Source organism: Agrobacterium sp. El2ro-1b (genome assembly GCF_048298475.1).
GTDB classification, from domain to species: Bacteria; Pseudomonadota; Alphaproteobacteria; order Rhizobiales; family Rhizobiaceae; genus Agrobacterium; species Agrobacterium fabrum.
Genome location: NZ_CP103458.1, coordinates 1,283,332 through 1,296,640, shown reverse-complemented (window position 1 = coordinate 1,296,640; position 13,309 = coordinate 1,283,332). Strand labels below are relative to the sequence as shown.

The 13,309-nt window shown below is 57.7% G+C and carries 16 protein-coding genes and 1 tRNA gene; 9 read left to right on the top strand and 8 right to left on the bottom strand.

Going from position 1 to position 13,309, the window contains the following annotated elements; genetic code table 11:
- Positions 1–6: 6 nt before the first annotated feature.
- The 4 genes from NYR50_RS06395 to NYR50_RS06380 all read left to right on the top strand — a co-directional run bounded on the left by NYR50_RS06395 (position 7) and on the right by NYR50_RS06380 (position 3,915).
- On the top strand, positions 7–843 hold the full coding sequence (locus NYR50_RS06395) for an ABC transporter ATP-binding protein (RefSeq protein WP_080808643.1): 837 nt from the start codon (positions 7–9) through the stop codon (positions 841–843).
- An 8-nt stretch (positions 844–851) separates the two neighbouring features.
- The gene (locus tag NYR50_RS06390; protein WP_006315371.1) at positions 852–2,222 is read left to right on the top strand and encodes an MlaD family protein; all 1,371 of its coding nucleotides are present in this window, start codon (positions 852–854) and stop codon (positions 2,220–2,222) included.
- Between the two features lie 15 nt (positions 2,223–2,237).
- Positions 2,238–2,843 carry an ABC-type transport auxiliary lipoprotein family protein gene (locus tag NYR50_RS06385; protein WP_418137124.1) on the top strand — a complete coding sequence of 202 codons (606 nt, stop codon included), beginning with the start codon at positions 2,238–2,240 and terminating at the stop codon, positions 2,841–2,843.
- Positions 2,844–2,946: 103 nt separating this feature from the next.
- Positions 2,947–3,915, top strand: coding sequence for an alpha/beta hydrolase family protein (locus NYR50_RS06380; protein WP_418137123.1), 969 nt, complete (start codon positions 2,947–2,949; stop codon positions 3,913–3,915).
- 30 nt (positions 3,916–3,945) lie between these two features.
- Here the strand turns inward: NYR50_RS06380 and NYR50_RS06375 are convergent, their stop codons facing one another.
- Positions 3,946–4,383, bottom strand: a complete 438-nt coding sequence (locus tag NYR50_RS06375) for a PACE efflux transporter (protein WP_174020314.1) — start codon at positions 4,381–4,383, stop codon at positions 3,946–3,948.
- A gap of 679 nt (positions 4,384–5,062) precedes the next feature.
- Here NYR50_RS06375 and NYR50_RS06370 point away from each other — a divergent pair.
- Positions 5,063–5,311, top strand: coding sequence for a hypothetical protein (locus NYR50_RS06370; protein WP_006315377.1), 249 nt, complete (start codon positions 5,063–5,065; stop codon positions 5,309–5,311).
- Between the two features lie 144 nt (positions 5,312–5,455).
- On the opposite strand, the gene NYR50_RS06365 is transcribed toward NYR50_RS06370, so the two are convergent.
- The 4 genes from NYR50_RS06365 to NYR50_RS06350 all read right to left on the bottom strand — a co-directional run bounded on the left by NYR50_RS06365 (position 5,456) and on the right by NYR50_RS06350 (position 7,117).
- Positions 5,456–5,644 (bottom strand): hypothetical protein, encoded by a 189-nt coding sequence (locus NYR50_RS06365; RefSeq protein ID WP_006315378.1) that lies wholly within the window; start codon positions 5,642–5,644, stop codon positions 5,456–5,458.
- Positions 5,645–5,932: 288 nt separating this feature from the next.
- Positions 5,933–6,163, bottom strand: a complete 231-nt coding sequence (locus NYR50_RS06360; protein WP_003502959.1) for a hypothetical protein — start codon at positions 6,161–6,163, stop codon at positions 5,933–5,935.
- A gap of 202 nt (positions 6,164–6,365) precedes the next feature.
- Complete coding sequence (locus NYR50_RS06355) at positions 6,366–6,617, bottom strand: hypothetical protein (RefSeq protein WP_006315380.1); 252 nt, start codon at positions 6,615–6,617, stop codon at positions 6,366–6,368.
- Between the two features lie 167 nt (positions 6,618–6,784).
- A complete protein-coding gene (locus NYR50_RS06350; RefSeq protein ID WP_174009110.1) occupies positions 6,785–7,117 on the bottom strand; it encodes a hypothetical protein in 333 nt (110 codons plus the stop codon).
- A 319-nt stretch (positions 7,118–7,436) separates the two neighbouring features.
- Between NYR50_RS06350 and NYR50_RS06345 the strand changes: the two genes are divergently transcribed.
- Positions 7,437–7,874, top strand: a complete 438-nt coding sequence (locus NYR50_RS06345) for an energy transducer TonB (RefSeq protein WP_418137122.1) — start codon at positions 7,437–7,439, stop codon at positions 7,872–7,874.
- Positions 7,875–7,972: 98 nt separating this feature from the next.
- Here the strand turns inward: NYR50_RS06345 and NYR50_RS06340 are convergent, their stop codons facing one another.
- Positions 7,973–8,983: a LacI family DNA-binding transcriptional regulator gene (locus tag NYR50_RS06340; protein ID WP_418137121.1), complete on the bottom strand. Its 1,011-nt coding sequence runs from the start codon at positions 8,981–8,983 to the stop codon at positions 7,973–7,975.
- 133 nt (positions 8,984–9,116) lie between these two features.
- On the opposite strand from NYR50_RS06340, the gene NYR50_RS06335 reads away from it, so the two are divergent.
- From NYR50_RS06335 to NYR50_RS06325, 3 genes are all read left to right on the top strand, one after another.
- Positions 9,117–10,040, top strand: coding sequence for a TIM barrel protein (locus NYR50_RS06335; RefSeq protein ID WP_418137120.1), 924 nt, complete (start codon positions 9,117–9,119; stop codon positions 10,038–10,040).
- Positions 10,041–10,059: 19 nt separating this feature from the next.
- A complete protein-coding gene (locus NYR50_RS06330) occupies positions 10,060–11,232 on the top strand; it encodes a Gfo/Idh/MocA family protein (RefSeq protein ID WP_418137119.1) in 1,173 nt (390 codons plus the stop codon).
- Between the two features lie 121 nt (positions 11,233–11,353).
- Positions 11,354–12,256, top strand: a complete 903-nt coding sequence (locus NYR50_RS06325) for a sugar phosphate isomerase/epimerase family protein (RefSeq protein WP_418137118.1) — start codon at positions 11,354–11,356, stop codon at positions 12,254–12,256.
- A 493-nt stretch (positions 12,257–12,749) separates the two neighbouring features.
- On the opposite strand, the gene NYR50_RS06320 is transcribed toward NYR50_RS06325, so the two are convergent.
- Positions 12,750–12,825 (bottom strand) — tRNA-Lys (locus NYR50_RS06320).
- A gap of 154 nt (positions 12,826–12,979) precedes the next feature.
- A complete protein-coding gene (locus tag NYR50_RS06315; RefSeq protein ID WP_418137262.1) occupies positions 12,980–13,234 on the bottom strand; it encodes a GlsB/YeaQ/YmgE family stress response membrane protein in 255 nt (84 codons plus the stop codon).
- Positions 13,235–13,309 lie beyond the last annotated feature (75 nt).

Below are 13,309 nucleotides of genomic sequence, written 5' to 3'. Positions count from 1 at the left end.
GGCGCGTTGGAAACACTGGACCAGAAACCGCAAGAGACGAAAACGGCGAAGGACGGCCGCGAGGCGGTGCTTTCCGTCGAGGGCGTGACTGTCGGTTTCAACGGCAGGAACGTGCTGGAAAATCTCGATCTCGATGTCTATCGCGGCGAAATCCTCGGCTTCATCGGGCCATCAGGCGCCGGCAAATCCGTGTTGATGCGCGCGATCCTGCGGCTGCTGCCCAGGCAGGCGGGCGCGATCCGCATTCTCGGCACCGATTACGACAAGGCGAGTGAAGACGACCGCATGATGCTCGACCAGCGGCTCGGCGTGCTGTTTCAGCAGGGCGCGCTGTTTTCCGGCCTGACGGTGAAGGAAAACATCCAGCTGCCGATGCGGGAATATCTCGATCTGCCGAAAAAGCTGATGGACGAGCTTGCTTATCTGAAGATCGAGATGGTGGGCCTGAAGCCCGATGCCGGCGACAAATACCCGTCCGAACTCTCGGGCGGCATGATCAAGCGTGCGGCCCTTGCCCGGGCTTTGTCGCTCGATCCCGACCTCGTTTTCCTCGATGAGCCGACATCCGGCCTCGATCCCATCGGGGCGGCGGAATTTGATATGCTGATTGCGCGGTTGCGCGATTCGCTCGGCCTGACCGTTTATATGGTGACGCACGACCTCGACAGCCTGTTTTCCGTCTGTGACCGCATTGCGGTCCTCGGCGACAAGCGGGTTCTCGTGGAAGGGACATTGCAGGACATGTTTGCCTGCGACGACCCTTGGGTGCAGTCCTATTTCCGCGGCAAACGGGCGCGCTCTGTCGTTCTTCCGGACGGCAAACATGAAAATCCGGTGGAGTAACGGGAAGCATGGAAACCAAGGCGAACTACACCATAGTCGGAATTTTCACGCTGATCGTGATCGCGGCCGCATTCGGCTTCGTTTACTGGATGGCGGAATTCGGCCGTGGCGGCCCGACAGCGCAGCTCGTGGTGCGTATTCCCGGTTCCGCCAACGGTCTTTCCGTCGGCTCGCCGGTGCGTTTTAACGGTATTCCGGTTGGTACGGTGCGTGGTCTTGCGATCGACCGCGACGACCCGGCCTATTCCATCGCCTTTACCGAAGTGCAGGCGGATGCGCCGGTTTTCCCTTCCACACGCGCCGTGCTTGAAATTCAGGGCCTGACGGGCGCCGCCTATATCGAGCTTTCCGGTGGCAACAAGGATGGCGAGCGCATTCTCCAGAAGTCCGTCGAAAGCGGCGTTCCCGCCGAGTTGACGGCCGATCTTTCCAGCGTCACCAACCTGCTTGCCACGGCTGACAAGATCCTGAAGCGCGCCGATGGCGCGATCGGCGAATTGCAGGGTTTCGTGCAGGATGCCCGTGGCCCGCTGACGCAGACGGTGCGCAATGCCGAAAAGTTCTCCGATGCGCTGGCGGCCAATTCCGATGGCATCAAGAATTTCATTGCCAGCCTCAGCTCGCTTTCCACCACCGTACAGTCGGTCTCGGTGCGCCTCGACGGCACGCTGACCGCCGTCGAGAATCTGGTGAAGGCGGTGGATGCCGGCAAGATCGACTCCATCCTGTCGAATGTCGACAAGGTGACGAAGGATGTTGCCTCCGCTTCCAGCGATATCCAGGGCATCATGGAGACGGTGCAGAGCACGGCGCGCAATTTCGAGGCGGCGAGCACGGAGGTGCAGACGGTCGTGAAGCGCGCGGATGAGCTTCTGGCCTCCGTCGATCCCGCCAAGGTCAGCACCGTGGTGGGCGATGTTTCCGCAGCGACCGCCGATGCGCGTGACGCCGTGGCGAATTTCAAGCGGATAGCCGACGATGTCGGTGCCCGTCGCGCCGATATCGACCAGGCGGTTTCCGATTTCACTGAGATGGGTCGCAAGCTGAACCTCGCCTCTAGCCGCGTCGACGGCATTCTCGCCAAGGTGGATGGCATGCTCGGCACCGACGACGCCAACTCGCTGTTTGCCAAGGCGCGCGAGACGCTTACCTCGTTCAAGGCGGTAGCGGACAATCTTAATGCCCGCATCGGGCCGATTGCCGATAATCTGACCCGCTTCTCCAGCTCCGGCCTGAAAGATTTCCAGGCGCTGATCGGCAGCACGCGACAGACGGTCGACAATCTCAACAATGCCATCACCAATATCGACCGTGATCCGCAGCGGTTGATTTTCGGCGGCGAAACCGTGAAACAATATGATGGCAGAACAAGGCGCTAAGAGGGGTATAGGCCAATGAGACTATCGATGAACGGCCAAAAGTGCCGCGCCCTCTTCGTGGCTCCGCTGTTTGCCGCCTTGATGGCAGGCTGTGCGGGTGCGCCGAATAACGACACCTTCGATCTCTCCGTCTCTTCGGCGGCCGTTACCCAGGGGCCTTCGCTGAAAAGCCGGCAATTGCTGATTGCCGATCCGACGGCGCTGAAGGCACTGGATAGCGAAAACATCGTGGTGCGGCTTTCCGGCTCGGAAGTGCAATATCTCGGCAACTCGCAATGGAGCGACCGTCTGCCGCGCATGGTGCAATCCAAGCTCGTGGAAGCCTTCGAGGATACTGGCAAGCTCGGCGGCGTCGGGCGGCCGGGGCAGGGGCTGGCGATCGACTATCAGGTCGTGAGCGATATCCGCGCCTTCGAGATCGATACGGCAAGAAATGTCGCCAATATCGAGATATCGGTGAAGCTGCTGAACGACCGCAACGGCACGGTAAAGGCGCAGGAAGTGTTCCGCGCCAGCGCCCGTGTCAGCGGTTCCGGCAACGCCAATTTCGTGAAGGCGCTGGATCAGGCCTTCGCCGCTGCCACGCGGGAGATTGTGGCCTGGACGCTGAAGTCACTTTAAGCGCCAGGGCAGTCATTTCCGCGACAAGAAATCGTTCTAGCATCGGGCCAAGGGCGGTGGCTGACGGCCCTCGCACATCATGTTTCGGGCCTGTGAGTTTGCGATGCGATTTTTGCTGCTGTTCTGCCTTTTCGTGTTTTCCAGCCTGTCCGGAACGGGCGGCGCCATGGCGGCCGGCCTGCGGCTGATCGAGATTGCATCCGCTGCCGGAGAGCCGCCCTTGAAGGCTGCTGTGTGGTCGCCCTGCGCGGCGGCGCCGGGAGAGGTCCGGATCGGTCCCTTCCTTCTGCCTGCAGTGCGCGATTGCCCGATCCCTGACGGGAAGTACCCGCTGGTGTTGATCTCCCACGGTTTTGCCGGGACATATTTCAGCCATCGCGACACTGCGACGGCGCTGGCGGATGCTGGGTTCATCGTTGTTGCGATCAATCATCCCGGCGACAACGCGCTCGACATGAAGCGGGCGGGCGATCTCTCGGCGCTGACGGACCGGCCGGCCGATATTATCGGCCTGCTCGATTATCTGCTGGCAGGCTGGGGTGAAGCCCGTTCGATCGATGCCGACCGGGTCGGCGTCTTCGGCTTTTCGCGCGGCGGTTATGCGGCTTTGGTGCTTGCCGGCGGCATTCCCGATTTTGCCAATGCGGGGCTCGCCTGTCCGGACCCGCAGGCGCCGATCTGCGCGCAGATGCGCCAGAAGACGGCATTGCCGCAACACCGAGGCCAGGATGCACGGGTGAAGGCTGTCGTTCTTGCCGATCCGCTCAATGCCTTCCCGAGCTCAGGCGATGTGAAGACGGTCAAAATTCCCGTGCAACTCTGGAGTTCCGAGGATGGTGGCGATGGCGTCATGCCGCAGGATATTGTGAGGCTGCGCGACGATCTGCCGGTGAAACCGGATTATCGGATGGTGAAGGGGGCAGGGCATTTTTCCTTCATCGCACCTTGCCCGGCAGAGATGGCAAAAGCCGCGCCCCAGATTTGCAGCGACGCGGCGGGCTTCGACCGGGCGGAGTTCCATCGTGGGTTCAATGCTGATGTCGTGAGCTTCTTCAAGGCGTCGCTGCTCTGAACCGTCTTTGCCGGCTGTGGCCGTCGTCGATCAGGCGGCGTCCTGCTGCGACTTCCATTCCGGCAGCGGGAAAATCCGGTCGTAGCTCCAGTTGAAGACAAAAGCATAGACCACGTAAAACAGCGCAAAGGAGATATCCATCACCAGCGCGTGGGCAAGGCTGATATTCAGATACCAGGCGATGAACGGCATCAGCACGATCAGCAGGCCGAGTTCAAACAGCACGGCGTGGGCGACCCGTATGGCCGGCGTCTTCAGCGTCGTGCCCTTCAGCCGCTGCATGGCATGGTCGAAGCCGAGATTGTAGACATAGTTCCAGACCGTGGCGAGCGTGGCGCTGACGAGGCCGACGATGCCGATATCTTCCATGGGCATGCCAAAGAGCAGCGCGCCCAAGGGAATGACGAGCATTAGGCCTATGATTTCAAAGCTGAGCGCGTGGCGGATACGATCTTGCAGGGAGCGCATTTCATTCTCCGGTATATGACCGGGCCGTCCCGCATGCTGTCGCCGATTTGGCCGAGGTCGTCCTCGCGCTTGACCATATAGAGGTTTCGGGTGGATTTTTCAAGTATAGGGCATTTTTTGGAGTTTGGATGACGGGGAGGTCGCTGCTTGTTTCTTCTCCCCGAGGGGGAGAAGTCCGCGGCAGCGGGATGAGGGGGCGTTCGTGCTGGTTATCGCTGAGCTTGCCCCCTCATCCGACCCTTCGGGCCACCTTCTCCCCGGCGGGGAGAAGAAACACGCCACGCTCCTTACCTTCTCGGCTGACCACCCTTCGCATGAATGCGGAACAAGATCGGCGCATTTTCGTTATCGCTCATGGAAGGAGGCGTGCCATGCAACAGAAACCCTCTGAGGGAAGAACGATCAAGGCCGCCAACACGGCGACGGTTTCGACTTATACGCCCAGTCTCATTTCCCTGAAGGGAAGTTACGTGGCGATGATATTTCGCAGACCGCTTTGCCGAAATCCGCTGGATGTGCGGAACAACTAGGGCGATTTAATAGCCCTTCGACTTGTCCGCACATCGAAACGGCGACTGCCGACATGATGATGAGCTTTAGATGTCTCTAAAGTGTGATTTTCAATCCGGCTCGTCTCCACCTAGACTGGAGATTGCCATAAAAGCGAACGGAGAATGACATGAAATCAGTTCTCATTATCGCCGCTGTCTTTGGTTTTTCCGCCAGTGCAGCGCTTGCGGAATGCGCAGGTCATGAAAAGATCAACGCTTCCGTTCCTGCCGTCGACCGTGAATTCAAAACCGCAAGTATCGTTCCGCCGACGGACCCGGTGGACAAGCCCATCGTCGTCCTGAAAAAGACTGACCGACTTCCGGCAGCAGTTGCCACGACCGGTGAGCCCGAAGCCGCAATGCAGCGCATGCAATAGACAAGAACAATAACTTCTTCATTCAGAAAATCCCATGCGTAAGGTGATCCGCACGGGATTTCGCTTTTTGAAAACCAGGGCCAGCAGGGGATATCCGGCGCTCAAGGCCTGCTTCGCGAGCCTTCTCCAGCGTGTCCATGGCGACTAGCTATCGAGTTTAAGCGACAGCTGCTTCGGCCCTTCGTTCTTTTTGAGAACGTAAAGCGGCCGGGTGATGATGACTTCCGTGCGCCGTTGCAGTTCGCGGCGCCGTTCAAGCGCGCGCTCACGCATGTCGCGGGAGCGGGCGACGACGGAAAGGGCATTTTCTATGGCTGCGTCTGACGTATTCATCGCTGACCTCCATAATGTTCACTTTATGTTCTAATTATTGGTGGCTTGTGTCAACACTATGGCACGGTTTCTGACGGGCAAACGATATGTGTTCGAGGATGAGCATGGCCTGAAGCAGGGCAGCCGGCCGCGAGGTCACACGAGACCGACTCCAGCTGCGTGGCAGCTTCCACCACGCGAGTCAGCGTTCCGGCAGTGTCGGTCGGGACACTCCGGGTCAACAGGGTCGATTTTCGTGATGATGTCTCGATATGGCGGGGCTTGGATCCGCCCGGCATCAGGAGGAGATCAGGAGAGGGGGCGTTGGTCCGGCGCGGGGAGGCCGCCGGCGGTCAGGAGATCGGTGAGATGCTCGCTGGCGAGCGCGACGATGGCAAGGGCGGCCTGCTGGCGGTTCCAGCCGGCATGTTCCGCTTTTTCGATCAGCCCTTGAATGGAAGGCTCCAGCGCGAATTGGCACTCGGCCTGATAGTCCATGGTGTCGATCGAAAGCGACGGGGAATTAATTGCGGCCCGCATCCTTTGGTCTCCCTGTTTTCCGACATGCTCATCCTACGCAAAACGCAAATCGGAACATGCACATTCAGAGGCCCGTGATATCGGGCACGTTTAAGAGCACCGCATATCACTGGCAGCGAATCCCCCAGCAGGCGGACGTTAACGACAAGTCTCGATCGCTGTCAACGAACGTTCGGTAGCGATGATGCCGCCATACTCTTTTTCAGAGCCTTCCGTTCCGGAACGGTTTTCGCCGCCAGATCAAAAGCGCCATGACATAAAGCGCAAAAAGCACGAACCACGTGACAGGCAGCACCATAAAAAGCGCCGCATAGGCACAGTTTCCCTCAAAACAGGAGCCGAGAAAGCCGGAATCGGCCAGGGCTGCCGATAATAAAAACGCGCATATGCCGCTCCCGACAGCGCCGAGAATGAAAAGCGATATGTTGATGAGTAATCTCATGGCCCCGATCATAGGGATGATTGAGACAGCTTTGGGGAGAAGGTGCTGCGGCAACGCCGATAATCATCGTTCCGGCAGTTTTCTGCTGGACCGTCGTCGCTGGAGGTCGAAACCGAGGGGCAATACCTAATGGCGTTGCGAGCCCCGCCAGAACCAGGCAGGGCTGCATGGACGCTGACTTATTCGGTGATCGTGTATTCGCCGAGTTCACACAGATTCTGCGTGTCTTCCAGGTCTTCGAGCGCATCGCCCTGGAACTCGAAGCGCATGTCGTATTTGCAGACTTTGCGGCCATCGGCGATTGTGATTTCTATTGTTTCGCCCGGACCAAGCGCGTTCTTTCCGAAGACGTCGTCTTCCCACTCACCAACGCCGACGGGCGAGGTGTAGAAGGCGTTGAGAACGGACCCTGTTCCGTTCTTCAGCGTGAACACAAGGTCCTCCGCCTGCGCCGCACCGGCAGCCGCCATTGTGGCGCCAAAAAATGCTGCCATAACCCATTTTGATGTCATGATATCCCCTTTGCCACTTGTTCTGGCAGGTCATCCATACAGCTAAATCAGAGACTTGCAATATAAACTGCTGTCGTTGGTTAAGAGGCGAAATTGCGTTTCCGTATAGTCTTCTTCGTGTGTTTTTATGCTTTTATTAATTTTGAAAACGTAATTTAAAATCATTTATATTAAATAATTTCATGTATTATATTATTCTCGATTTCTTATCGTATTATTTCTGTTTGATTTTTTTGTATTTTTACTTATGGTATATCCAGTTATTATTGATTTTAATTTATTGATATCTAAAATATTGCTTTAACAACAGGATTGTTGAATGATCGGCTGCATGTCCTTGTGCCGTTGTTTCAAGCTGCCCTTTCTTGTGGCTTTGAGCATTCTGCTCGCAGCTGACATGACGCAGGTTTCAGCTCAGTCGCGTATCTGCCGGGATCCGACCCCGGCCCGTAATCTCAACGAAATGTTTGATGCGATCTATGCCTGCTGGGTACCGCCGGAGGATACGGAAGGGCTGGTGGTGACGCTGCGGTTTATTCTCCACAAGGATGGGCAGATAAGGGGAAAAGTGGTCGTCATTGCCGCGCGTCCGCAAGAAGAGAGCCCGAGACGGCAGGCCTTTATCGAAGCCGCCATCAATGCAGTAAAGCAGGCAGCGCCGGTACCTTTCACGGAGGAATTCGGAAGCCGCATTGCTGGCCGCCCACTGGAGCCGCGCTTCGTGGGGACAAAAAACTCTTCGGAAACGGCTTTGTAGCCATCTCGTACCGCAATTTCGCAAGAGTAGCTGTCGAGGCCTACGGGTGGTGGGGGTCCCCAAGCACTTCGCAGAGATCGCTGAAGTCCAACGATCTGCTACGCATTTTCAGACAGAAAGATCTGAATGTCCGTGGCGACGGAAAGTCCATCTCCCGGTAAGCGGCCAAGGAGTTTCGAGATTGTCTCGACGGCAAGTCGCGCCTCCAAGAGCGGTTTTTGGTCGATGACCGCGTTGATCTTCCTGGATTTCAGAAGCATTCGTCGATCAGGAGTGAGTTCGTGCGTGATGACCACCGTATCATCGATCCGCCCAAGGCGTTGAAGGGTGCTCACGATCGGCACTGCACCGGCGGACAGGTGATATATGCCGCGCAGGCCGGGATCGTCGCGGAATGCAATCTCCACCACTCTGCCTGCTTCCTCCTGGTTTTCCCCCGTCTCAAGAACCGCAGCAAGGCTACATTCCGGATAACGTTCGGTCAGGACTGCGCGAAAGCCTTCCTCCCTTTCCCGGTGGCCGGTGATGTCGCGCGACCCGGCGATCACGATCACCCGCCCGCCCTGCCGCAGGAAAAGCCCCATCAGGTCTCCGGCTACGCGGCCCGCTTGCCGATCGTCCGGTCCGACGTAGGCAGCGCGTCCGCAATCCGTGAGGTCCGTCGCCAGGGTCACCACGGGTATCTTGCGCGACAGCACCGCGACGGCTTCCCTGACGCGAATATCGTCAGGGCTCGTGATGACGAGACCGTCATATGAGCGACAATCGCGGACGGCTGCGGCAATAGCTGCGGGCTTGCGGGGATCAATGTGGTGGACGAAAAATTGCACATTCAGCGTTGTGTACATTCTCCCAGCAAGATCGATGCCTTCTCTCAACGCTGCATGAAATGGATTGACCGGAGGCTGCATGAGGACCGCGACGCGCAGGGCTCGAGAGGGCGTCCGGTCCAACGCCCGATCAATACCAAGCGCACGCGCCGTGGCCAGCACGAGGTCCTCTTTATCAGCGCGCACCCCGCCGCGATTGTTCAAAATCCTATCGACGGTGGCAGTCGAGACGCCGGCTGCTTTCGCCACATCCGTAATGCTCACCTTTCGTGCAACCATCTGCCGCTCCATCGCTCATTCTGATGGAATCCCATCAAAATCGAACTTTGTAAACCGAATATCTCAAGCTACATCTCTGCGTCGAGGAGGGTCGCCCACAAGGTGAGCGGCGCCAGGGAAGGACCAGAACATCATGAGTATTACAGTCACCACGGCACCGTGCTGCTGGGGCGTCGATGACGTGCGCAATCCGAACCTGCCCCCATGGGAGCTTGTGTTCGATGAGGTTAAGGCTGCCGGATACGGCGGAATGGAGCTTGGACCCTATGGCTACGTGCCTCTGGACATCGAGCTGGTGTCTTCGGCGCTGACGAGCCGAGGGCTCTATATCGTGGCCGGAACGATCTTCAACGACCTTGTCGCTTCGGAAAACCGCGAGAGCCTTCTGCGACAGACCGACGAGATCTGCTCTCTGATCACCCGCCTGCCAAGGCCACAGAAATCCGCAGGTCAGCGCTTCTCCGCGCCCTATCTGACGGTGATGGATTGGGGACACGACGAGCGCGATTATGCGGCGGGTCATTCTGACAGGGCGCCCCGGCTCGATGACGCTGCGTGGGCCGGCATGATGAACAATATACGGGCCATATCCGAGCTTGCCCGCGACAAATATGGCGTTCGCGCCACCATTCACCCGCATGCCGGCGGCTATATTGAATTCGAGGACGAGATTGCCCGTCTCGCCGCCGACATTCCACAGGAGGTCGCGGGCTTTTGTCTCGACACCGGCCATACCTGGTATGCCGGAATGGACCCTGTCGAAACTCTACGCACGTACGCCGCCCGCCTCGACTACATTCACTTCAAGGATATCGACAAGGCGGTTTTCGACCGCGTCATGGGCGAACACATCCGTTTCTTCGAAGCTTGCGGGCAAGGCGTGATGTGCCCGATTGGAAACGGTTGCATCGACTATCCGGCAATCCGGACTCTTCTCGATGAGCTTGGCTATGAAGGCTTCATCACGGTGGAGCAAGAGCGTGATCCTCGCAATGCCGGCGGTAGCCTCGCCGATGTGAAACTCAGCCGCGACTATCTCAAGTCGGCTGGATTCTAACAATTCGGGACAGAAATTTATGATTTACGGAACTCGTCAAACGAAACGACCTCTTCGCTGGGCCATGGTGGGCGGCGGCCGCGGCAGCCAGATTGGCTACATTCACCGCAGTGCCGCGCTTCGTGATCGCTACTTCGATCTTGTCGCGGGTGCGTTCGATATCGATGCAGACCGTGGCCGTGCCTTCGGCGTGGAGCTGGGATTGGACGAGGCTCGATGCTACTCGGACTGGCGGACGCTTTTTGCGGAGGAAGCAAAGCGTCCAGATGGAATCGAGGCGGTATCGATCGCGACCCCCAACAACACCCATTACGAAATCACGAAAGCCGCTCTTGAAAGCGGATTGCATGTCGTGTGCGAAAAGCCGCTCTGCTTCACAGTCGCCGAGGCCGAGGATCTGAAACGTATTGCAGAGGAACGCGGTCGTATTGTCGGCGTGACCTATGGCTATAGCGGGCATCAGGTGATCGAGCATGCACGGGAACTTGTAGCGGCAGGCGAACTGGGCGAAATCCGGCTCGTCAACCTTCAATTCGCCCACGGCTTCCATAACGAGGCTGTCGAACTCCAGAATCCGGCCACACGCTGGCGAGTAGATCCACGGTTTGCGGGGCCGAGCTATGTGCTTGGCGATATCGGAACACATCCGCTCTATATTTCCGAGGTCATTCTGCCTGATCTTCATATCAAACGGCTCCTCTGCGCTCGCCAGAGCTTCGTCAGGACGCGTGCGCCGCTTGAGGACAACGCCGTGACATTGATGGAATACGACAACGGGGCGTTTGGCACGGTCTGGTCGAGCGCTATCAATGCGGGTTCCATGCACGGACAGAAGGTTCGCATCGTTGGCTCGAAGGCTTCGATCGAATGGTGGGACGAGCAGCCGAACCAGCTTCGATTTGAGATTCAAGGCGAACCAGTTCGCATCCTGGAGCGTGGCATGGGCTATCTGCATGCAAAGGCGCTTGCCGACGATCGTATTGGTGCAGGTCACCCGGAGGGTCTCTTCGAGGCGTGGGCGAACCTTTACGACCGCTTCGCCATCGCCATGGAAGCGCGCAACGAAAACGATGGCGAACGCCTTGCCAACCTTCGGTATCCGGGGGTGGAGGCAGGAGTGGAAGGCGTTCGCTGGGTGGAGAATTGCGTGCGGTCTGCCGACCTCGGCGGCGTCTGGGTCGACTATCGGTGACTGGATAACAGGGTACGACGGTCGGACCCGTGCCTCTGATTGCGGGCCACACCTCTGGCCCGCAATAGCTACAGCCGCGCCAGAAAGCGCAACCTCAACACATATTCGCCCGGAGGCAGAAATGCGTATCGCCATAGACCCGTTCATGCATCGTCACTTGAGCCTTGAGGAACTGCCGCGCAAGGTGCGCGAGCTTGGCTATGACTGGATCGAGATGAGCCCGCGCGCCGATTTTCTCGAATGGTTCAAGGCGCCGCGCGTGTTCCCGCAGCGCATGAAGGAGTTCAAGAAGGCGCTGGCGGCCGAGAACGTCAAGATCGCTTCGCTTCTCCCCATGTATCGTTGGGCATCGAACGATGAGACGGAGCGCAAGGCGGCCGTGAAGCACTGGAAGCGTGCTATCGAAATTGCCGTCGAGATGGAAATCGACACGATGAATTCCGAGTTCGGCCGTGGACCGCATCCCGACAAGGGAAGTTGCTATTGCTGCCACACGGGATCGATGATCGAGGCCTGCGAGGACGCCTGGTGGCGCTCAATGGAGGAGTTGGTGCCGGTGTTCGAACGTGAAAACATCCAGCTCAATATCGAGCCGCATCCGGAAGACTGGTGCGAGACACTGCAGCCGGCTCTGGATATCATCCGGACCGTCAACTCGAAGAATGTGAAGTTCCTCTATTGCGCGCCGCACACCTTCTACTTCGGCGATGATACCAAGGCGATGCTGCGCGAGGCCAAGGATGTTCTCGCTCACGTGCATGTGGGCGACACGTTCAATCACAAGGCAAGCTCAGGCCTGCGCTACATCCTGAACCCACCTGGAACGCAGGCTCGTGTGCATCAGCACCTCAATATTGGCCAGGGAGAGGTTCCGTGGGACGATTTCTTTGGCACTCTGGCGGAGATCGGTTTTGACGGGATCATGACGGCCTGCGTCTTCGCTTGGGAAGACAGGGCCGATCACTCCGGCAAGTTCATGCTGTCGGAGATGAACCGCTACATCGAGAAATATTGGCCCAAATAGACACCAGCGCCGATGGCACTCCCTCAATGAGGAAAGCGCCGTCCGGTACCTTGGTGTGGTGGTGGACGATGCTCTTGGGATTGGCGCGCAGATCGAGTTGTAGGCTAATGACCATCGGCGATAACCGATGGTCACGTACTCCTTGACGAACTGCTTGGCTGCGTCCGCAAAGGTCGTTCTATCTCCAACTGGCCGATGCGGCTTTTGCCGCGAAGTTCCAGATACCAGTCTTCGGCAAACTCTTTGGCGAGCGTCAGACTGGCGGTCTTGGCGCTAGCGCGCCATTCCTTGCCATCGAGATCAGTGGAGTATTGCCAGAATGCAGACCGCGGAATGTGGTTAAGGTGCGAGGGAGAGCGTCGGAACGGAAGTTGCAGATTTTTGGAAGGCCAGGCCGGCTGGCAAAGGCAACCCGGAGGAAAGATTTCCTCCGCCGGACATTGATGCGATGCATCAACTAAGCATCGCAACGTCTTGTCATTTCAAGAAGATTTGGTGGGTGATGTAGGGCTCGAACCTACGACCCGCTGATTAAGAGTCAGCTGCTCTACCAACTGAGCTAATCACCCGACCGGCACCGTGTGGCGGTGTGAGGGGGGCTATAAAGAGGAAGTTTGGGCTTGTCCAGCGCGGAAATGAAATTTCTTCGATTTTTGTGACGAAAAAATTTCAGTCGCGCTGGAAAAGCCTGGAAATCCGGGGTTTATGGATTTTTCCTTTTATTCACCCGCGTCTGAAAGCTCTGCCGATGGCGATGAGGATGCAGGCGCCAACGAAGCCGGCGATGAGATAACCGAGCCAGCCGGTCAAAACGATTCCAAATACTGCAAGAATGGCGTTGGCGATGATCGCGCCGACGATTCCAAGAAGGATGTTCATGAAAACACCCATATTGCTTTTCATGAATTGTTCGGCGAGCCACCCGGCGACACCACCGATGATGATAGCTGCAATCCAGCCAATGCCAGCAGATTCCATGATTTCCTCCCATGTTGCTGCATCATCAAAGGTGATGATTCCTGTGGTGAAAAGCAAGCAAACTCCTGAAAACCT